The organism is uncultured Arenimonas sp. (assembly GCF_963976025.1).
In the GTDB taxonomy this organism is placed as follows: Bacteria; Pseudomonadota; Gammaproteobacteria; order Xanthomonadales; family Xanthomonadaceae; genus Arenimonas.
In genome coordinates, this window is the sequence record NZ_CAXBJS010000052.1 from 1 (window position 1) to 16,826 (window position 16,826).

Below are 16,826 nucleotides of genomic sequence, written 5' to 3' on the forward strand. Positions count from 1 at the left end.
CAGACGCTCGTGCCAACCAGTTCCCCGCGCGTCCGCTGCATCAGCTGTTCGGCGCGCGGATTGACGAATACGAAGCGCCAGTCGCGGTCGAGCGTGTAGAAGGCATCGCTGATGCTTTCGAAGACCGAGGACAGTTCCTGCTCGGCCTCGTCGAGCGCGATCCGGGCGCGCTCGGCTTCGTCCATCTGCTCGGCCAGCTCGCGTCCCCGGCGTTCGGCCACCTCGGCGCGTTCGCGGGCCAGGCCCGCCAGGCGCAGCGCCAGCGCAACCAGGCCGCCGGTGATCAGGCCGGTGAACAGCAGCACGTTCGCCAGCGGCGCCGTTGCCGTCGAATCGGGCCAGACGCTCAGCTCGAACGGCGCCCCGGCACCCTGCATCGTCCTGACAAGGGGTTCGACGCCGGCCGGCGCAACGCCGCGCGAATAAAGTACCTGGCTGCCGTGGCGAAGCTGCAGCGCATTATCGGGCGCGGTGTTGGCCAGGACACGGCCAAACAGTTCCTCGTACTTCACCACGGCAACCAGGAAACCTTCGGTTTCGCCGTTGCGTCGCAGCGGCGCCACCAGCAGTTCGCCGACGCTGCCGTCGAGCAGGCCCATCGGCGGCGACTCACCTACCCCGCCGTCGCGCCGCACTTGCTCGAACAGCTGCTTGCGCATCGGATTGAAGTCCAGCGCCTTGCCGACCACATCCACGCCCTGGCCCGGCCGCGTCAGTTGGCGCAGCGCCGTGGCGCCGGCGTCGGTCCAGATCAGGGTGACGAAGGCCGGGAAGTCCTGCAGGTAGATCCCGGCGTCGAGCTCGAACAATTCCCCGCGCACGGACTGATCGCCGGCGTCGGCCATGCGCAGCGCCATGCGCCGCAGCGCGTTGCGGCGGTCGAGGATGCCGCTCTGTATCACCTGCTCGACCAGGTCCGACTGGCGCTGCAGCAGGGCGTCGCGCCGCGCGGCCTGGTCCCGGTCGATCGCATACCAGACCATCATCGACACGCCGATCGCCGCCACCGCCACCACCAGCGGCAGCCAGCCGGCCCGCTGCGTCAGGACCCGTCGGTATTCGGAGCCACCCGCGCCCAGGCCAACGCCGATAAGCAGCATCGCCACCGCGGTCATCAGCGCCATCGGCGTGAACGCGCCCCAGCCACGCAGCACCGGCACCTGCATCAGGTAACCGGCCAGCACGATCAGCGCAATCATCGTGGTGACGAAACCGCAGGCCCAGGTCGCCGTCCAGCGCGAGGGGTTGGCCTTGCCGCCCGCCGGCGCCAGCGCGATGCCGAGGCAGGCCATGAGGTAGGCGGTTGCGGTGTTGGGCGCCATGCGTCCCGGCATGACGCCCTCGGCAACGATACCGTGCTGCACCAGCCACTCGCCGGTGCCCAGCATCAGGCCGGTGTATTCCTCGAGCAGGCTGGCGACGCAGAAGACGACCACCGGCGCCAGCGGCAGCAGCGCCAGGTTGCGCCGGCCAGCCGCGAGCAGGCGCAGGGCGGCGGCGATGAGCAGCGCGCTGAGCGCGGTGTTGAACTGCATCGGCACGTAGTCGGTGCCACCCTGCACGATGTAGGGCACGTGCAGCCACCAGCCGGTCATCACCAGCAGGGCCAGGCCGGCCAGCAGGGCGGTGCAGATGCGCAGCGTGCGGAACGGGCCGGGCTCGAGATCACGCGCCATCAGCCAGGCGCCCAGGGCCCCGTAAGCGAGCACCGACCCCAGGCCAAGCGCAACCGGGCCCGAAGGGCTGTCGTCGAAGACCGAAAACACTGACAGCGTGGCCAGGGCCACCAGGAAACCACCCAGCGAGCGCGCCACCAGTCCCACCGCCGTGGCGCTGCCACCGACCTTGGCTCCGATACCGATGGCCGCCGCCATTGCCGCCAGCCACGGTGCCGGATTGCCCAGGCCCGGCCCGGCAGCAAGCGGCCAGGCCAGCCACAGCACCGCCAGGCTGGCGAAGCCCAGGGCCCAGGCCAGCAGCATCCAGCTGCGGCGGTCGGCGCGAAAGTGCACGCCGGCGCCGGCCAGCAGCGGCGCCAACAGGGACAAGGCCCCCGGCCAGCCGGCCGGCAGCGCCGCGTCCCACACGAGCCATTCGACCAGACCGACCAGCAGCGGCAGGAACGCCAGCGCGAGCACGGCGCGTTCGCCGCCGGAAACTGCGGATGGCCTGGCCTGGTTCCCGATGCGATCACTCCCCATGCGTGATGCGGGCCTCCCTGGTGCCGGCTCCCGGAATCGAACCGGGGACCTACCGCTTACAAGGCGGTTGCTCTGCCTGCTGAGCTAAGCCGGCTTGCCGGGGATTCTAGCGGGTTGCGCGCGCCACTAGTCGCACTGCGCGGCGCGGGCCTCGACCCCGCGGGGCTGGCCCAGGGCCGCCGACCAGTCCAGGCCCGGTTCGGACACCAGGTCGATCCACCACTGCGTGGCCTGTTCGGTGCGCGGTTCAAGCCGCGCATTGAAACCCTGGGCGGCGATTTCCTCGCGGCGTTTCTCGGCATTGGCCAGTTCGTTGAACAGGCCCAGGGACACGGTGTTCTCCTGGTCGCCGGCGGTGACCACGTAATAGTCGCGCACGCCGCGGGCGGCCAGCTGGCGTGCGGCCGCCAGCGCGTCCTCGCGGCTGGCCGCGGCGGAAAGGAAAACCCGGTAGCCGCGCACTTCGGTGGCCGGCACTTCCCGGTACTGGATGCGCGCGGCCAGCGGCGACAGGGCATTCATCGCCGCGCGCAGCTCCGCCGGCGTGCCGAAGGGGCCCAGGCTCATGCAGGTCGGGCGCTCGGGCATCGGCAGCGGCACGCCGGCCAGTTCGGCGGCGTCGGGCATGTCGGGAAGCTCGGCCTCGCCCAGCAGCACCAGGCCACCCACGCCGGTTTCGAGCGGCGGCGGCGGCGCGTCCACGGGTGCTTCGTGCACGAACCACCACAGGCCCACGGCCAGGTTCATGCAGACCAGCAGCACCACGATGCTCCGGGTGATCATTTATCGCCCACTCCCACGTACGCGGCGTAAACCGCCAGTCCTTCAAGCACCAGCGCGGGCGCGGGCTCGACCTCTATTTCCAGGGCCGCGGCCAGCCGCTCGCCGCCGCCGCCGCCCAGCAGCACCGTCGGGGCCTGGCCCAGCAGGCGCGTGGCCTCGCGCTGGCTGCGCTCGACCAGGCCCGCGACGGCACCCAGGCTGCCGCCGGCCAGGGCGTCGGCGGTGTCCTTGGCGAAGGCGTGCGCTTCGCCGCCGGCGTAGGCCAGGGCCGGGAATCGCGCGGCCAGGGCCGCGCGCATGTGTTCGGGGCTGGGCGCGATGACGCCGCCAATGTGCTGGCCGCTGGCATCGAGCAGGTCCACGGTGAGCGCACTGCCCGCCGACACCAGCAGCCAGGGGCCCGGGCCGCGCGCATGCGCGGCGAGCAGGGCCAGGAAGCGGTCGACGCCCAGGCGGGAAGGTTCGGCGTAGGCGATGCGCACGCCGGCCGCTTCAGGCAAGGTTCGCACGCGCTGGGCCGGGCAGCCGTGGCGTGCCAGCTGTTCGGCGACAACCGCCGTGGTTTCGGAACTGGCGACCGAAGCCAGCCAGCAGGTATCGCCGGGGCGCAGCTGTTCAAGCCAGGGCTGCAGCGTGGCCAGGAAATCGGTGGCGCCGTGGGACCAGGCCTGCACTTCTCCCAGTTCGCCGGGGCGCGGCCAGGCGGCCACCTTCAGGCGCGAATTGCCGAGGTCGAGTAGCCAGTTCATGCGGCGCGCAGGCTGGTTTCGCCGGCGTGGCAGCGGCGTTCGCCCTCGGCGGTGCGCAGGCGCAGCGCGCCTTCGGCGTCGATGCCCAGCGCGATGCCGTCGACCGGCGTGCCACCTTCGTCCAGCCGCACCGCGCGCCCGGCCAGCAGGTCCAGGCGCGCCCAGGTCGCCTGCCACGGCGCCAGGCCTTCGGCTTCATACCGTGCCAGCAGCGGCACCAGGGCGTCGAGCAGGGCGATGCAAAGTTCGCCGCGGCCTGGTGGCGTCGGCGACAGCGAAGCCAGGTCGCACCAGGGCTGGTCGATGCCGGCGCCGGCCGGTGCCGGCATCGCCACGTTCAGGCCAAGCCCCACGACCACCTGCAGCGGCCCGGCGGCGTCGCCGCGAAGTTCCACCAGGATGCCGCCGAGCTTGCGGCCGTCGGCCAGCAGGTCGTTGGGCCACTTCAGGCCGACCTGGTGGAAACCCATCGTCTGCAGCACCTGGGCGGTGGCGGCGCCCACGGCCAGGCTCAGGCCCTGCAGCGCGCCGATGCCGGCGTCGAAGCGCCGCGACAGGCTGAGGTAAACATGCGCGGCCAGCGGCGACGTCCAGGGCCGGCCGCGGCGGCCGCGGCCGGCGGTCTGGCGTTCGGCCAGCCAGGCCTGCACGCCGGATGGCGGCGCCGGGTGGCGCAGCGCTTCGGCATTGGTCGAGTCGATTTCGAAATGCAGGACCAGCCCGGCCAGCAGGTCGCGGGTGGCCGGCGCCAGGCCGGCCTGGATGGCCGCGGCGTCGAGCAGGTCGGGCGAATTCGCCAGTGCGTAACCGCGCCCGGGAAGGGCCAATACGTCCACGCCGGCGGCACGCAGCGCCTCGATGCGCTTCCAGACCGCGCTGCGGGTGATGCCCAGTTCGGCCGCGAGCGTGGCCCCGGAGGCCGGCCCCCGCGCCAGGCGCGCCAGCAGCGCCCGGTCGCTCATGCCCGGCCCCGGCGCAGCAGGCGCGCGCGCTCGAACCGCGGTTCGACGCCGGCGCGCATACGCGCGAGGTTGCTGCGATGGGTGAACACCAGGAACAGCGCGACGGCCAGCGCGAACACCAGGCGCTCGGGCCCGGCGCCGGTCGCCAGGGCCAGCGGCACCAGCATCGCGCCGGCCAGGATCGTGGAAAGACCCACGTAACCGCTGGCCACCAGCACCAGCAGCCAGGCGCTGATCATCACCACCACCGCAAGCGGCCACAGCACCAGCAGCACGCCGACCAGGGTGCCCGCGCCCTTGCCGCCGCGGAAACCGTGGAACACCGGATACACATGCCCCAGCACCGCCGCGCCGGCCGCGGCATAGGGCAGCCAGGCGATGCCACCGCCGAAACGCAGCGCCAGCCAGGCCGCGAGCGCGCCCTTGCCGACGTCCACGAGCACGGTGCCCAGGGCGAACTTCCAGCCCTGGGTGCGCAGGGCATTGGTGCCGCCGGCGTTGCCGCTGCCGTGCTGGCGGATGTCGACGCCGCGCAGTTTGCCCAGCAGCAGGCTGCCGGACAGCGAACCAAGCAGGTAGGCGGCGAGGATAAGGATCAGGAAAAGCATGCCGGCATTATGGGCCAGGCCTGGCGCGGCCGTCAGGCGCGATCTAGGAAACCGGCTGCACGGATACGACCAGCGCCCCCGGGCCGGCGTGGGCGCCGACGGCGGATCCGGTTTCCACCAGCCAGGACTGTTCCGGCGAAAGGCGTTCGCGCAGCACGTCGAGCACCCGCTGGCCATCTTCGGCGGCATCGCAGTGGCCGACCATCAGGCGCAGCCTTCCGGCGGGTGCCCGCCGGGCGACATAGGCCGCATAACGTTCCGGCACGCGATCCTTGCCGAACAGGCCACCGACCACGCCCAGGCGGCCGCTTGGCTTGACCTTGGCGATCGGCGTGAGGCCCAGCCATTGCACCGGCGCCTTGGCCCAGGCGGGAATGCGGCCACCGCGCACGGCGTGGCTGATATCGCGCGCCAGCGCCCAGGTGAGCGTTAGCGGCTTGAGTCGCGCCAGTTCGGCCAGGATCTGCTGCGGGCTGGCGCCGTCGACGGCCATTTGGGCCGCGCGCATCACCAGCAGGCCTTCGCCGGCGGAGGCGTTGCCGGTGTCGAAGACATGGGTGCGGTCCGGGTGGCCGCGCTGCGCCGCCGTTTCCGCCGACTGCAGGGTGCCGGAAATCGCGCGCGACAGCCCCACGTAAACCAGTTCGCGATGGTGCGAGAGCAGGAACTCGAACTGCCGGCGGAAGTCGCCCGGCGGCGGCTGGCTGGTGCGCGGCAGCACCGTCTCGCTGCGCATCTTGCGATAGAACTCCGCCGTGGAAAGACCCACCTTGTCCAGGAAGTCCTGGTCGCCGAAGTTCACCCGGGCCGGCACCATGTGCACGTTGAGCCGGCTCATTTCTTCGTCCGGCAGGTCGGCGGCGCTGTCGGTGATCACCGCCACGACGTCGGCGCCGGCGACGGTGCGCGCCTGGGCGTGCATGTCGTCGGCCTTGGTGCTTTCGACCCGGCCAAAACGCGCCGCGGCTTCGAACAGCTGGCTGGGCGCGGCCACGTGCGCATGCAGGCGCAGCCGCGAGCTGCTGCCGGCGATCACCACGCACGAAGCGCCCAGTTCGCCCACCGCCGCGCGCAGGCCGGCGCGGTCCAGCCCCTCGCCCACCACCAGGCATTCGCTGCACCAGCGGTGTTCGGGGTCGGCGTCGGCGAGTTCGCCGTGGGCTTGCGCGGCCTCGAGGTCGCCGGGCAGGTCTTCGGCGACGCCGGTGGCATCGACCGCGCCGGAGGCGATGAATTCGTGGATGCCTTCGAGCAGGTCGACAAAACCCTGGGCGCCGGCGTCCACCACCCCGGCCCGGGCCAGCACGGCCAGCTGGGTGGGCGTGGCGGCCAGGGCCTGCCGGCTGCGTTCGAGCGCGCGCCGGAACCAGGCGCCAAGGTCGCCGTCGGCCGCCGGTTCCAGGCCATCGGCAAAGGCGCTGATGACGCTCAGGATCGTGCCTTCCTTCGGGTCGGAAAGCGCCTGCCGGGCCGAGGTCGCGCCGGCGCGCACGGCTTTGGCCAGGACAGTCGCCTCCAGGGCGCGGGCATTGCCCGCCGCCTCGGCCACGCCGGTGAGGAACTGGGCCAGGATCGCACCGGAATTACCCCGGGCGCCGTCCACTGCGTCTTCGCCGACCCGGCGCAGCAGGTCGCCGGCGCCCTGCCCGCGCCGGCTCAACGCGCCGGTCAGCACGCCGCCCAGGGTGAAGGCCAGATTGCTGCCGGTGTCGCCGTCGGGCACCGGGAACACGTTGATCTTGTTGAGCATCTCGCGCTGGGCGATGACGCGCCGGGCGCCGGCGATCAGCGCGCGGCGCAGGGCCGGGCCACGGATCAGGGGCTGTGGGAAGGACAGGGTCGCGGCGTTCATGTGCCGCCGGAGTCTGCCCGAAGCGGCGGACTTGTCCATGCTGCAATGCGGCAAAAGTGATGATGGCGGCGGGCCGCGTCATAGGTAGAATCGGCTGCAACCTTTCGGCACCCCCACGCATCCATTGGGGTGTCCCGTCCTGCAGGTGTCGCCCATGTTCCGGATCGTGCTCAGTCTCAGCCTCGTTTTCGCCGCCGCCGTGGTCCAGGCCGTCGAACCCGCGCCTGCCACGACCGAAGCCGGCTCCTGCGCGAAGGCCACGGGCCCGGCCGAAAAGCCGGCCGAAGCCACGGCCGCCGAACCCGCGACCACGCCCGGCGCCACCTCGCCCGTGCGCCCGCGCAGCAGCGGCGCCTCGGGCCGCCCGGCGCCGCGCTGGAACTCCCTGCTGCCCGGCATGATCCGCTGACGCCAGCGCCCTGAGCCCCGGCCCCTTGCCCGGCGCCCGCCGCGCCCGCAGTCTGCGGGCATGAAGTCCCTGTTCCGCCGACTCCGCAATGCCACCGCGCCGCCGAACCTTTCGGACGCGCAGCGTGAAACGCTGGCCCACGGCCTGCCCTTTCTCGCCCGACTGGCTCCCGAACGTCTCGACCGGCTGCATGCCCTGGTGGCGCGTTTCCTCGGCGAAAAAACCATCACGCCCCTGCAGGGCCTGGAACTGGACGACGGCCAGCGCCTGCAGCTGGCCGGGCTGGCCTGCCTGCCGCTGCTGGAGTTCGGCGCCGAAGGCCTGCACGGCTGGCGCCAGGTGCTGGTGTATCCCGGCGCCTTCCGCGTCCAGCGCCGGCACCACGACGAAGACACCGGCGTGGTCGACGAATGGGTGGACGAACTGTCCGGCGAAGCCTGGGACCAGGGGCCGCTGGTGCTGAGCTGGGACGACATCCAGGCCGAACTGGCCGAACCCGAGGACGGCTACCAGCTGGTGGTGCACGAGATGGCGCACAAGATCGACATCCTCGACGGCGCCATGGACGGCACCCCGCCGCTGCCCGCCGACTGGCAGCGCGAATGGGCGCGCGATTTCCAGGCTGCGTATGAAGACTTCTGCCGGCGCGTCGACGATGGCGAGGAAACGCCGATCGACCCTTACGCCGCCGAGGCACCCGAAGAATTTTTCGCCGTGGCCAGCGAGTACCACTTCTCGGCGCCTGGGCTGCTGGCGCAGGAAATGCCGGCGGTGGCAAGGCACCTGCTGCGCTTTTACGGCGAGTCGCCGATCCCCACCAGTAGTTTCTAGAACGCCGGCGGGATGCGCACCGCGAAGCGGGCGCCACCGAGTTCGGGCGATCGGGTGACGCGAAGTTCGCCGTGGTAGGCGGTGACGATGTCCTGCACGATCGCCAGGCCGATGCCGTGGCCGTGCACGCGCTCGTCGCCGCGCACGCCGCGCTGCAGCAGGCGTTCGACCTTTTCGTCAGGGATACCGGGGCCGTCGTCGTCGACGGTGAAGTTCACGCCCGGCCGGCGGTCGGGCGGCGCCGCCTCCACCGAGACGGTCAGCAGCACGCGCTTTTCCGCCCACTTGAAGGCGTTCTCGAGCAGGTTGCCCAGCAGTTCCTGCAGGTCGCCCAGTTCGCCGTGGAAACGCGCGGCCGGGTCGATCTCGAACTCGCAGAACACGCCGCGGCCGGCGTACACCTTCTCGAGCCCGGCGACGATTTCCTCGGCGCGCGGCTCGATCTCGATCGGCGCCGAATACAGCGCGTGACCGGTGCGCGCGGCGCGGGTGAGCTGGTAGGACACGATCTCGTTCATGCGCTGCACCTGGGCCGCCACTTCCGCGCGCAGCTGTTCGTGGCCGGGATCGGCGTCGAGCCGCGAGCGCAGCACCGCCAGCGGCGTCTTGAGGCTGTGCGCCAGGTCCGAAAGCGTATTGCGGCTACGGTCGAGATGGGTGCGCTCGCTTTCGATCAGCGAGTTGATGGAACGGGTGATCGACTCGAGTTCGCGCGGATGGCTTTCCGACAGCCGCTGCGATTCACCCTGGCGCACGCGCGCCAGTTCGCGTTCGACGCTGCGCAGCGGCAGCAGGCTCCAGCGCAGCACCAGCAGCTGCACCATCATCAGCACCAGCGCGGCCAGCAGCAGGTTCGACCACAGCGCCCGCCGGTAGATGCGGACCTGGTCTTCGATCTGCTGCGCGTCTTCGAACACGCTCAGGGTCAGCGGAATGTCGCCCGACGCCGACTCCCAGATGATGCCGAAGGAATAGGCGTAGACCGAATTTTCCATGCCATCGACATCGACGATCGTCAGTGGCCCTTCGAAGCGCCGCTCGTTCATTTCCAGCAGTTCCACCGGTGGCATGGACCGGCCCAGGGTGGACGCGGAGTCCCAGGTGACGCCTTCGCCGCGGATGTTGGCGTACAGGCCGCTGCCGGGCGACAGCAGGCGCATGTCGGGCGGGATTTCGGGGGAAATGAAGCCGCCGATGCGGTCGACCTCGCCTTCCTGGATATAGGCGTTGGCGAGGTTGGCCAGGCGTTCGCGCAGGCCGTACTGGGCGGTGGCGGCGAAGGCGCGGTCGAGCGCCAGGCCGGTCAGGCCAAGGAAAGCGACCAGCGCAAGGCTGGCCGCCAGCATCTGCCGGGCCTGCAGCGACAGCGTGCGCCAGGTGCGCACGCCGGACTACTCGTCGCGCGGAATGGCGAAACGATAGCCGCGGCCGCGCACGGTTTCGATCGGCTTGATCTCACCGTCCGGGTCGAGCTTCTTGCGCAGGCGGCCGATGAAGACTTCCAGCACGTTCGAATCGCGGTCGAAGTCCTGCTGGTAGATGTGCTCGGTGAGGTCGGCCTTGGACACCAGTTCACCCGCGTGCAGCATCAGGTATTCGAGCACCTTGTATTCGTAGCTGGTCAGGTCGACGCCCGAGCCATTGACGCTGACGGTCTGCGCCGAAAGGTCCAGCCGCACCGGCCCGCAGTCGAGCGAGGGCTTGGACCAGCCGGCGGCGCGCCGCAGCAGCGCGTTCATGCGCGCCAGCAGCTCTTCGACGTGGAAGGGCTTGACCAGGTAGTCGTCGGCACCGGACTTGAGGCCCTCGACCTTGTCCTGCCAGCTCGAACGCGCCGTCAGGATGAGGATCGGGAACTTCTGGCCGGCCTCGCGCAGCGCCTTCACCAGGTCCATGCCCGACATCTTGGGCAGGCCCAGGTCGATCACGGCGATGTCGAAGGGCACTTCCTTGCCGTGGTACAGGCCTTCCTCGCCGTCACCGGCAGTATCCACGGCGAAACCTTCGCGCTTGAGTCGCGCGGCAAGGGTTTCACGCAGCGGGGCTTCATCCTCGACCAGCAGTACGCGCATGGCGTCTCCTTCCGTTCAATCGTCGCGACGGCGCGCAGACCGGGGTTCGGGCTCGCGGGCATCAACTTCGGGGGCCGGCGCGCGCGGGGCGGACCGGTTGGCACGGTCGCGCAGCATCAGGCTGCGGCGGTCGGTGCGCGGGGGCGTACGGTCCTGGACCACCGGGTCCGCGCGGCGGTCGTGCAGCACCCGTACGCGGCCTTCGGGGGTCAGTACCTTGATCCGGTAGACGTCTTCGCCGCCGCGCTGCATGCGTTCGGCGCGCAGCACCCGGCCACCGTCGCGTTCGACCTCGCGGATGCGCTCGCCCACTTCGCTGCGCTGCGCACGGGCTTCTTCGGCCAGGGCGGGCAGCGCCACCGCAAAGGTGGCGATCAGCAGCAGGGGGCGCAGGGCGTTCAGCATCGGCGGGAGGATAGCTCCGAGTGGGGTGACCGGCTAGCCGGAAGACGGGGCAGAGTCTGTTCGCCGGGCGGTGAATCCGGTATGAACCCTAATTACGTCAATAACTTGTACCTGAACAATCCAGGCCTGTCAGTAAATTTCGGCCACGCAGCAGCGCAGCGAGCCGCCCGCCTTCTCGATCTCGTCCAGGGGCACCGGGGCCAGTTCGAAGCCGGCCCGGGCCAGCGCGGCCACCTGGTCGATGCTCAGGGCCTGAGCGCCAGCCTGGCTCATCCGGACCCGGCCGTCGCGCAGGGCGATGCAGTTGCCGGCGAAGGCGGCCTTCTGCGCCGGCGACAGCAAGAGCACGTGCGGGTCGTACAGCGCCGCCAGGGCCTGGGCCGCCGCCGGGTCGGCGAAACCCGAGGGTGCGATGACCAGGGCGCGCCCGGCCAGCACGCTCATCACCACGTTGGCGTGGTACTCCCCCGCCGCCAGGTCGAACAGCAGGGTGCCGCGCAGCCCCAGTGCCGCGTGCAGCGCCCGCGCGCCGGCTTCATCGCAGCGTTCGCCCAGGCCGGCATAGGCCAGGCCGCGGGCGCGGTCGATCACCACCGAACCCGTGAGCTCGCAGATGCCCGGGTGTTGGCGCAGGTCGATTTCTTCGCAAGCCAGCAAGCCGGTGAAAAAACCGCGGATGTCGGGCCGTTCGGCCTCACGCTGGCGCACAGGGTGGCGCATGCGCCCGACCAGCAGCCGTCCCGGCGCGGTGGCGAACACGTTGTTCGGGAACAGTCCGTCCGGCGCGGCCGGGTCGCCCGGGAAACAGACCACCGGCAGGTCCTGGCCCAGCGCCGCCTGCAGCGCCCGGTGCTGGGCGGACGCCCGCACCGGGTCCACGGCCACCGAAAGGTCCATGTAGGCGTTGTCGCTGGCCGACTGTTCGGCCAGGGCGAAACCATCGGGCGCGACGAGAAACGCGGCGCGCGCACAGGCCGGCCCGAAGTCGGGCGCGACGCCGCGTGCGAATGCCAGGAAAGCCCCCGGGTCGCGCGTGATCACCCTTCGCCCCGGTTCTCGTAGGTCGCGGTAATCGAGGCCTTGGCCAGGGTGTGGAAATGCAGGTTGAAGCCGAACACGGCGCCGGAGTCTTCCGGCCCCACGTCCAGGCGTTCGGTATCCACCGCGAACACGGTGAAGATGTAGCGGTGCCTGCCGTGGCCGGGCGGCGGCGCGGCGCCGCCATACCCAGGGCGGCCGAAGTCGGTGCGGCCCTGCACGGCGCCGGCCGGCAGGTCGTGGCCTTCGGGCGCACCCGCGCCGGCGGGCAGTTCGGTCGTGTCGGCCGGCAGGTTGGCCACGGTCCAGTGCCAGAAGCCCGAGCCCGTGGGCGCGTCCGGATCGAAGCAGGTGACCGCGAAACTTTTCGTGCCTTCCGGCGCGCCGGTCCAGCGCAGCTGCGGCGAGGTGTCGCCCATCGCCTTGACGTGCAGGTCCGGCAGGGTGTCGCCGTCCTGGAAGCTGGCCGAGCTGAGTTTGAATGCCATGTCGCTGTCCTCCTTGCGGCTGCGTGGGACACCCATGCTAGCCGCTGCGGGTGGCCTCGAGCGCACGTTCGACCAGCGACCAGTCGGCGCCGGCGCGCGGCGCGCCTTCGCTGAGCACCTGCCGGAAGATCCTGCCGCCCGGCTGGCCGTGGAACAGGCCCAGCCAGTGCCGCGACTGGTGCTTCAACGCGATGCCGCGCGACAGGCAGCCCTCGACGTAAGCTTGCATGGCCTCGAGCAGTTCCGCCCGCGTCCGCGGCGGCAGCGCCGGTTCGAACAGCGCGCGGTCCATCAGGTGCAGGCGATAGGGCTCGTGGTAAGCGGCGCGGCCGATCATCACGCCGTCGACTTCCGGCATCACCGCCTGCACCTGCTCGACCGTGGCCAGGCCGCCGTTGATCTCGATGCGCAGGTCGCCGCGCTCGCGCTTGAGCCGGTACACCCAGTCGTAGCGCAGCGGCGGGATCTCGCGGTTTTCCTTCGGGCTGAGTCCCTGCAGCCAGGCCTTGCGCGCGTGCACCACGAAGTGCGTGCAGCCGGCCGCGGCGACGCCATCGATGAAGGCGCGGAATACGTCGTAGTCCTCCATCTCATCGACGCCCAGCCGGCATTTGACCGTGACCGGCACGTGCGCGGGCGCGGCGTCGATCATCGCGGCAACGGCGTCGGCGACCAGGGCCGGTTCCTTCATCAGGCAGGCGCCGAAGCGCCCGGCCTGAACACGGTCGGACGGGCAGCCGACGTTGAGGTTGACCTCGTCGTAACCCCAGTCGGCGCCGATTCGGGTGGCTTGCGCCAGGTGGCCGGGATCGGAACCACCGAGCTGCAGCGCCACGGGGTGTTCAACCGGATCAAAGCCGAGCAGGCGCTCGCGGTCGCCGTGGATCACCGCCTGGGCGTGCACCATTTCGGTGTACAGGCGCGCGTGCGGCGCCAGCAGCCGGTGGAAGACGCGGCAATGCCGGTCGGTCCAGTCCATCATCGGCGCGACGGACAGGCAACGACTGCTGGGATCGTGGGCTTGGCGCGGCATGGGGGCTCGAAATCCGGGGCGCCGCGAAGGATACACGCCCGGCGCTATGATCGCGGCCATGATCGAAGGCATCGGCATCGGCGTGTTGTTCGGCGGCATCGGGCTGTTCCTGCTCGGCATGCTGCTGATGACCGACGGCCTCAAGCAGGTGGCCGGTCCCGCGCTGGGCAGGGTGCTCACCTCCTCCACCCAGACACGCTTGCGCGGCTTGGCGTCGGGAATGATGGTCACCGCCGCCGTGCAGTCGTCCAGCGCCGTCACCGTGGCTGCGATCGGTTTCGTCAACGCCGGGCTGCTGACCTTCTCGCAGTCACTCTGGGTGCTGTTCGGCGCCAATGTCGGCACCACCATGACCGGCTGGCTGGTCGCGCTGGTGGGTTTCCAGATCAAGGTTGAAGTGGCTGCCCTGCCCCTGGTCGGGCTCGGCATGGCCCTGCGCCTGACCGGCGCGGAAACCCGGCGCGCCGCCATCGGCACGGCGCTCACCGGCTTTGGCGTGCTGTTCCTGGGCATCGGCTTCCTGCAGCAGGCCTTCGCGCTCGACGGCGGTGCGCTCGACCTGTCCGGCCTGGGCGGCGGCCTGCTGTCGGTGCCGGCCTACCTGCTCGCCGGCATGCTGCTGACGGTGCTGATGCAGTCGTCCAGCGCCTCGCTGGCGGTGACCCTGACCCTGGCCCATTCCGGGGTGGTCACGCTGAACGAAGCGGCTGCGATGGTCATCGGCGCCAACATCGGCACCAGCGTCACGGCGATCCTGGCGGCCATCGGCGCGACGCCCAATGCCAAACGCGCCGCCAGTGCCCACGTGCTGTTCAACCTGCTGACCGCGGTCGCGGCGCTCGGCCTGCTGCCCTGGCTGCTGCAGGGCGTCGACCTGCTGGGCAACCTGTTCGACCTGGAAGATTCGCCCGCCATCAGCCTTGCCCTGTTCCACACCGTCTTCAACGTGCTGGGCGTGATCCTGATGTGGCCCCTGGCCGACCGCATGGCCGCGCAGCTCAAGCGGCGCTTCCGCAGCCACGACGAAGCCCGGGGCGAACCGCGCTACCTCGACCAGAACGTCGCCTCGGTGCCATCGCTCGCGGTGGATGCGCTGCGCCGCGAAATATTCCGGCTCGGACGCAAGGCCCTGTCGGCCGCGCACGCCGGCATCGCCCGGCTTGCCGGCCAGCCACCGGCCGACGTGGACGGCGGCTACGAACGCCTGGGCCGCGCCATCCAGGCCTTCGTCGCCGGGCTGGGCCGCGCCTCGATGTCCGGCAGCAGCGCCGAGGCACTGGCCACGCTGCTGCGGGTCCAGCACTACTACGACAACTGCCACGAACAGGCCGAAGGCATCGCCGGGGGCCAGCGGGCGGCCGCCGGGCTTGCCGATCCGGCGCTGAAACATCAGTTGCTGGCGCTGGCGGCCGAAGCCGACGAGTTGCTCGTGCAGCTCGACCCCGCGCACGCGCCGTTCGCGCCGCTGGCCGGACACCAGTCAACGCGTTTTGAATCGCACTACGAAGCGCTCAAGGCGAACCTGCTCGCCGCCGGGGCGGACGGCCGCCTCGACATCGAAGCCATGGACGCGCTGCTGCGCAGCTTCAGCGCCCTGCGCCGGACGGTGCAGCAGGCTGCCAAGGCTGCCCGCCTGCTCGACCAGCTTTCGCCGGGCTGATTTGCTGCGCCGGGGGGCGGCCGACCCGTCAGCCGCCGCCGGCCAGGTTCGCCACGGGCTGGCCGCTGGCGTCGGTGACAAGCCGGTAGCGCTGCTTGCCGAAGTAGAAGGTGAAGCGGAACAGGCCGGCGTCTTCGCCGGTGCCGCGCTCGCACAGGGTGGCGATGCGGCGGTCGGCGACCATGGCCGGCACCTGTTCCGCTTCCAGGCCAAGGCCCTGGGCGATGAGCCTTGCGTCCACTTCGACCAGGCCCGGTGCCGGCGCCGGTTCCGCGGCATGGTCGGGCGCCGAGGTGTCCACGCCGGCGGCATCGAGCGCCTCGCCGACGCCGCTGAGCGCGTGCGAGTCGAAGTCGTTCCATTCAATGGCGGTCATGGCGGCCCTCCTTGCAGGGGCCCATCCTGCCGCCCGCGAACGCCGGTTTCCCTGACCTGGGTCAGCCAGGCGACAGGGCCCGCCGGTCCGCGGCCGGTACCATGGCGGCATGGATCGCGCGCAAACGCTGGATGAAGGCTCGCTGGCCGGCCTGGTCGACCGGTTTTACGAGAAGGTGCGCGCCGATCCCGCCCTGGGGCCGGTTTTCAACGCCGCCGTGCACGACTGGCCTGCCCACAAGCAGCTGCTGACCTCGTTCTGGTCGTCGGTGGCGCTGGGGACCCGCAGCTTCCGCGGCAACCCGATGGCCGCCCACCGCGCCCAGCCGGGCATCACCGCGGCCCATTTCACCCGCTGGCTGCAGCTGTGGCGCGAAACCACCGCCGAACTGTTCGAGCCCGCCCCCGCCCGGGCGCTGCAGTCGTACGCCGAACGCATTGGCGAAAGCCTGCAGTACGGCCTTGGCCTCCGGCCAGGCGTCCGTGACCTGGGCATTCCCGTGCGCACGGACTGACCTGCGTCAAAATACCGCCGCCGGAACGGGGCACACTGGACCCTCCCCGCCACGGAGAAAAACCATGGATCGCGTCAAAGGCAAAACCTGCATCGTCACCGGCGCCGCGCTGGGCATTGGCCGCGCCTGCGCCGAACGCCTGGCCGAAGAAGGCGGCGCGGTCGCCCTGTTCGACCTGCACGACGCCGAAGGTGAAGCGGTGGCCGCGGCCATCCGCGAGCGCGGCGGCCGCGCCCGCTACTGGCATGTGGACGTCAGCGACGAGGCCGCGGTAAAGAAGGCCATTGATGAAGCGGCCGCGGAATTCGGCGGCGTGCACGTGCTGGTCAACAACGCCGGTATTTCCGGATCAACCAAGCTCACCCACGAGATCACCGAAGCCGAGTGGGACAAGGTGCAGGCGGTGAACGTCAAGGGCGTGCTGTTCGGCAGCAAGCACGCCATCCCGCACCTCAGGGCCGCCGGTGGCGGCAGCATCATCAACCTGTCGTCGATCTACGGCCTGGTCGGCGCGCCCGACGTGCCCGCCTACCACGCCTCCAAAGGCGCGGTGCGGCTGATGAGCAAGACCGACGCGCTGTGTTACGCCGCCGACCGCATCCGGGTGAACTCGGTGCATCCCGGCTACATCTGGACGCCAATGGTCGAAAACCACCTCAAGGCCAGCGGCGCCACCGACATCGACGCCGCCCGCCGCGACGTCGGCAACTTGCATCCACTCGGGCACATGGGTGACGTGGACGACATCGCCTGGGGCGTGGTCTACCTGGCCTCGGACGAGTCGAAGTTCGTCACCGGCGCCGAGCTGGCGATCGACGGCGGTTACACGGCGCGCTGAAGGCGCC

Annotated in this window: 18 protein-coding genes and 1 tRNA gene; 5 read left to right on the forward strand and 14 right to left on the reverse strand. The window is 70.8% G+C overall.

The window, feature by feature from the left end:
* The 7 genes from AACZ35_RS05970 to AACZ35_RS06000 form a co-directional block, all read right to left on the reverse strand.
* Window positions 1-2,201: PAS domain-containing protein (locus tag AACZ35_RS05970; RefSeq protein ID WP_339827113.1), on the reverse strand; the 2,201-nt coding region annotated here is incomplete at its 3' end.
* A gap of 18 nt (window positions 2,202-2,219) precedes the next feature.
* Window positions 2,220-2,295, reverse strand: a tRNA-Thr gene (locus AACZ35_RS05975).
* Between the two features lie 32 nt (window positions 2,296-2,327).
* Window positions 2,328-2,984, reverse strand: coding sequence for an SPOR domain-containing protein (locus AACZ35_RS05980; protein ID WP_339827116.1), 657 nt, complete (start codon window positions 2,982-2,984; stop codon window positions 2,328-2,330).
* Window positions 2,981-3,733 carry a type III pantothenate kinase gene (locus AACZ35_RS05985; RefSeq protein WP_339827119.1) on the reverse strand — a complete coding sequence of 251 codons (753 nt, stop codon included), beginning with the start codon at window positions 3,731-3,733 and terminating at the stop codon, window positions 2,981-2,983. The genes AACZ35_RS05980 and AACZ35_RS05985 overlap by 4 nt, the downstream gene beginning before the upstream one ends.
* Window positions 3,730-4,695, reverse strand: a complete 966-nt coding sequence (locus tag AACZ35_RS05990; RefSeq protein WP_339827122.1) for a biotin--[acetyl-CoA-carboxylase] ligase — start codon at window positions 4,693-4,695, stop codon at window positions 3,730-3,732. The genes AACZ35_RS05985 and AACZ35_RS05990 overlap by 4 nt, the downstream gene beginning before the upstream one ends.
* Window positions 4,692-5,303, reverse strand: coding sequence for a glycerol-3-phosphate 1-O-acyltransferase PlsY (plsY, locus tag AACZ35_RS05995; RefSeq protein WP_339827125.1), 612 nt, complete (start codon window positions 5,301-5,303; stop codon window positions 4,692-4,694). The genes AACZ35_RS05990 and plsY overlap by 4 nt, the downstream gene beginning before the upstream one ends.
* 43 nt (window positions 5,304-5,346) lie before the next feature.
* The gene (locus AACZ35_RS06000) at window positions 5,347-7,155 is read right to left on the reverse strand and encodes a DegV family protein (RefSeq protein WP_339827127.1); all 1,809 of its coding nucleotides are present in this window, start codon (window positions 7,153-7,155) and stop codon (window positions 5,347-5,349) included.
* Between the two features lie 154 nt (window positions 7,156-7,309).
* On the opposite strand from AACZ35_RS06000, the gene AACZ35_RS06005 reads away from it, so the two are divergent.
* Both AACZ35_RS06005 and AACZ35_RS06010 read left to right on the forward strand, forming a co-directional pair.
* Window positions 7,310-7,564 (forward strand): hypothetical protein, encoded by a 255-nt coding sequence (locus AACZ35_RS06005; protein ID WP_339827129.1) that lies wholly within the window; start codon window positions 7,310-7,312, stop codon window positions 7,562-7,564.
* Window positions 7,565-7,624: 60 nt separating this feature from the next.
* Window positions 7,625-8,395 (forward strand): M90 family metallopeptidase, encoded by a 771-nt coding sequence (locus tag AACZ35_RS06010; protein ID WP_339827131.1) that lies wholly within the window; start codon window positions 7,625-7,627, stop codon window positions 8,393-8,395.
* On the opposite strand, the gene AACZ35_RS06015 is transcribed toward AACZ35_RS06010, so the two are convergent.
* From AACZ35_RS06015 to dusA, 6 genes are all read right to left on the reverse strand, one after another.
* Window positions 8,392-9,741, reverse strand: coding sequence for an ATP-binding protein (locus AACZ35_RS06015; RefSeq protein ID WP_339827153.1), 1,350 nt, complete (start codon window positions 9,739-9,741; stop codon window positions 8,392-8,394). The genes AACZ35_RS06010 and AACZ35_RS06015 overlap by 4 nt on opposite strands.
* Before the next feature lie 45 nt (window positions 9,742-9,786).
* Window positions 9,787-10,467, reverse strand: coding sequence for a response regulator transcription factor (locus tag AACZ35_RS06020; protein WP_339827133.1), 681 nt, complete (start codon window positions 10,465-10,467; stop codon window positions 9,787-9,789).
* A gap of 15 nt (window positions 10,468-10,482) precedes the next feature.
* Entirely contained in the window at window positions 10,483-10,872 is a 390-nt protein-coding gene (locus AACZ35_RS06025) for a hypothetical protein (RefSeq protein ID WP_339827135.1), read from the reverse strand.
* A gap of 129 nt (window positions 10,873-11,001) precedes the next feature.
* Window positions 11,002-11,913 (reverse strand): arginine deiminase-related protein, encoded by a 912-nt coding sequence (locus tag AACZ35_RS06030; RefSeq protein WP_339827137.1) that lies wholly within the window; start codon window positions 11,911-11,913, stop codon window positions 11,002-11,004.
* Window positions 11,910-12,398, reverse strand: coding sequence for a YbhB/YbcL family Raf kinase inhibitor-like protein (locus AACZ35_RS06035; RefSeq protein WP_339827139.1), 489 nt, complete (start codon window positions 12,396-12,398; stop codon window positions 11,910-11,912). Before AACZ35_RS06035 ends, AACZ35_RS06030 begins: the two co-directional genes overlap by 4 nt.
* A gap of 37 nt (window positions 12,399-12,435) precedes the next feature.
* On the reverse strand, window positions 12,436-13,431 hold the full coding sequence (gene dusA / locus AACZ35_RS06040; RefSeq protein ID WP_339827142.1) for a tRNA dihydrouridine(20/20a) synthase DusA: 996 nt from the start codon (window positions 13,429-13,431) through the stop codon (window positions 12,436-12,438).
* Window positions 13,432-13,489: 58 nt separating this feature from the next.
* Between dusA and AACZ35_RS06045 the strand changes: the two genes are divergently transcribed.
* Window positions 13,490-15,091 carry a Na/Pi symporter gene (locus AACZ35_RS06045; protein WP_339827144.1) on the forward strand — a complete coding sequence of 534 codons (1,602 nt, stop codon included), beginning with the start codon at window positions 13,490-13,492 and terminating at the stop codon, window positions 15,089-15,091.
* Between the two features lie 28 nt (window positions 15,092-15,119).
* On the opposite strand, the gene AACZ35_RS06050 is transcribed toward AACZ35_RS06045, so the two are convergent.
* A complete protein-coding gene (locus AACZ35_RS06050; RefSeq protein WP_339827146.1) occupies window positions 15,120-15,467 on the reverse strand; it encodes a DUF6522 family protein in 348 nt (115 codons plus the stop codon).
* A gap of 109 nt (window positions 15,468-15,576) precedes the next feature.
* On the opposite strand from AACZ35_RS06050, the gene AACZ35_RS06055 reads away from it, so the two are divergent.
* Together AACZ35_RS06055 and AACZ35_RS06060 are read left to right on the forward strand one after the other, a co-directional pair.
* Entirely contained in the window at window positions 15,577-15,981 is a 405-nt protein-coding gene (locus AACZ35_RS06055) for a group III truncated hemoglobin (RefSeq protein ID WP_339827148.1), read from the forward strand.
* Between the two features lie 64 nt (window positions 15,982-16,045).
* Window positions 16,046-16,819, forward strand: a complete 774-nt coding sequence (locus AACZ35_RS06060) for a glucose 1-dehydrogenase (RefSeq protein ID WP_339827151.1) — start codon at window positions 16,046-16,048, stop codon at window positions 16,817-16,819.
* The last annotated feature ends 7 nt before the right edge of the window (window positions 16,820-16,826 follow it).

What these genes read in the sequence shown, in the direction of transcription:
- AACZ35_RS05980 (WP_339827116.1), bottom strand. Translation starts at nt 2,984, where the DNA reads ATGATCACCCGGAGCATCGTGGTGCTGCTGGTCTGCATGAACCTGGCC.
- AACZ35_RS05985 (WP_339827119.1), bottom strand. Translation starts at nt 3,733, where the DNA reads ATGAACTGGCTACTCGACCTCGGCAATTCGCGCCTGAAGGTGGCCGCC.
- AACZ35_RS05990 (WP_339827122.1), bottom strand. Translation starts at nt 4,695, where the DNA reads ATGAGCGACCGGGCGCTGCTGGCGCGCCTGGCGCGGGGGCCGGCCTCC.
- plsY (WP_339827125.1), bottom strand. Translation starts at nt 5,303, where the DNA reads ATGCTTTTCCTGATCCTTATCCTCGCCGCCTACCTGCTTGGTTCGCTG.
- AACZ35_RS06000 (WP_339827127.1), bottom strand. Translation starts at nt 7,155, where the DNA reads ATGAACGCCGCGACCCTGTCCTTCCCACAGCCCCTGATCCGTGGCCCG.
- AACZ35_RS06005 (WP_339827129.1), top strand. Translation starts at nt 7,310, where the DNA reads ATGTTCCGGATCGTGCTCAGTCTCAGCCTCGTTTTCGCCGCCGCCGTG.
- AACZ35_RS06010 (WP_339827131.1), top strand. Translation starts at nt 7,625, where the DNA reads ATGAAGTCCCTGTTCCGCCGACTCCGCAATGCCACCGCGCCGCCGAAC.
- AACZ35_RS06015 (WP_339827153.1), bottom strand. Translation starts at nt 9,741, where the DNA reads ATGCTGGCGGCCAGCCTTGCGCTGGTCGCTTTCCTTGGCCTGACCGGC.
- AACZ35_RS06020 (WP_339827133.1), bottom strand. Translation starts at nt 10,467, where the DNA reads ATGCGCGTACTGCTGGTCGAGGATGAAGCCCCGCTGCGTGAAACCCTT.
- AACZ35_RS06025 (WP_339827135.1), bottom strand. Translation starts at nt 10,872, where the DNA reads ATGCTGAACGCCCTGCGCCCCCTGCTGCTGATCGCCACCTTTGCGGTG.
- AACZ35_RS06035 (WP_339827139.1), bottom strand. Translation starts at nt 12,398, where the DNA reads ATGGCATTCAAACTCAGCTCGGCCAGCTTCCAGGACGGCGACACCCTG.
- dusA (WP_339827142.1), bottom strand. Translation starts at nt 13,431, where the DNA reads ATGCCGCGCCAAGCCCACGATCCCAGCAGTCGTTGCCTGTCCGTCGCG.
- AACZ35_RS06045 (WP_339827144.1), top strand. Translation starts at nt 13,490, where the DNA reads ATGATCGAAGGCATCGGCATCGGCGTGTTGTTCGGCGGCATCGGGCTG.
- AACZ35_RS06050 (WP_339827146.1), bottom strand. Translation starts at nt 15,467, where the DNA reads ATGACCGCCATTGAATGGAACGACTTCGACTCGCACGCGCTCAGCGGC.
- AACZ35_RS06055 (WP_339827148.1), top strand. Translation starts at nt 15,577, where the DNA reads ATGGATCGCGCGCAAACGCTGGATGAAGGCTCGCTGGCCGGCCTGGTC.
- AACZ35_RS06060 (WP_339827151.1), top strand. Translation starts at nt 16,046, where the DNA reads ATGGATCGCGTCAAAGGCAAAACCTGCATCGTCACCGGCGCCGCGCTG.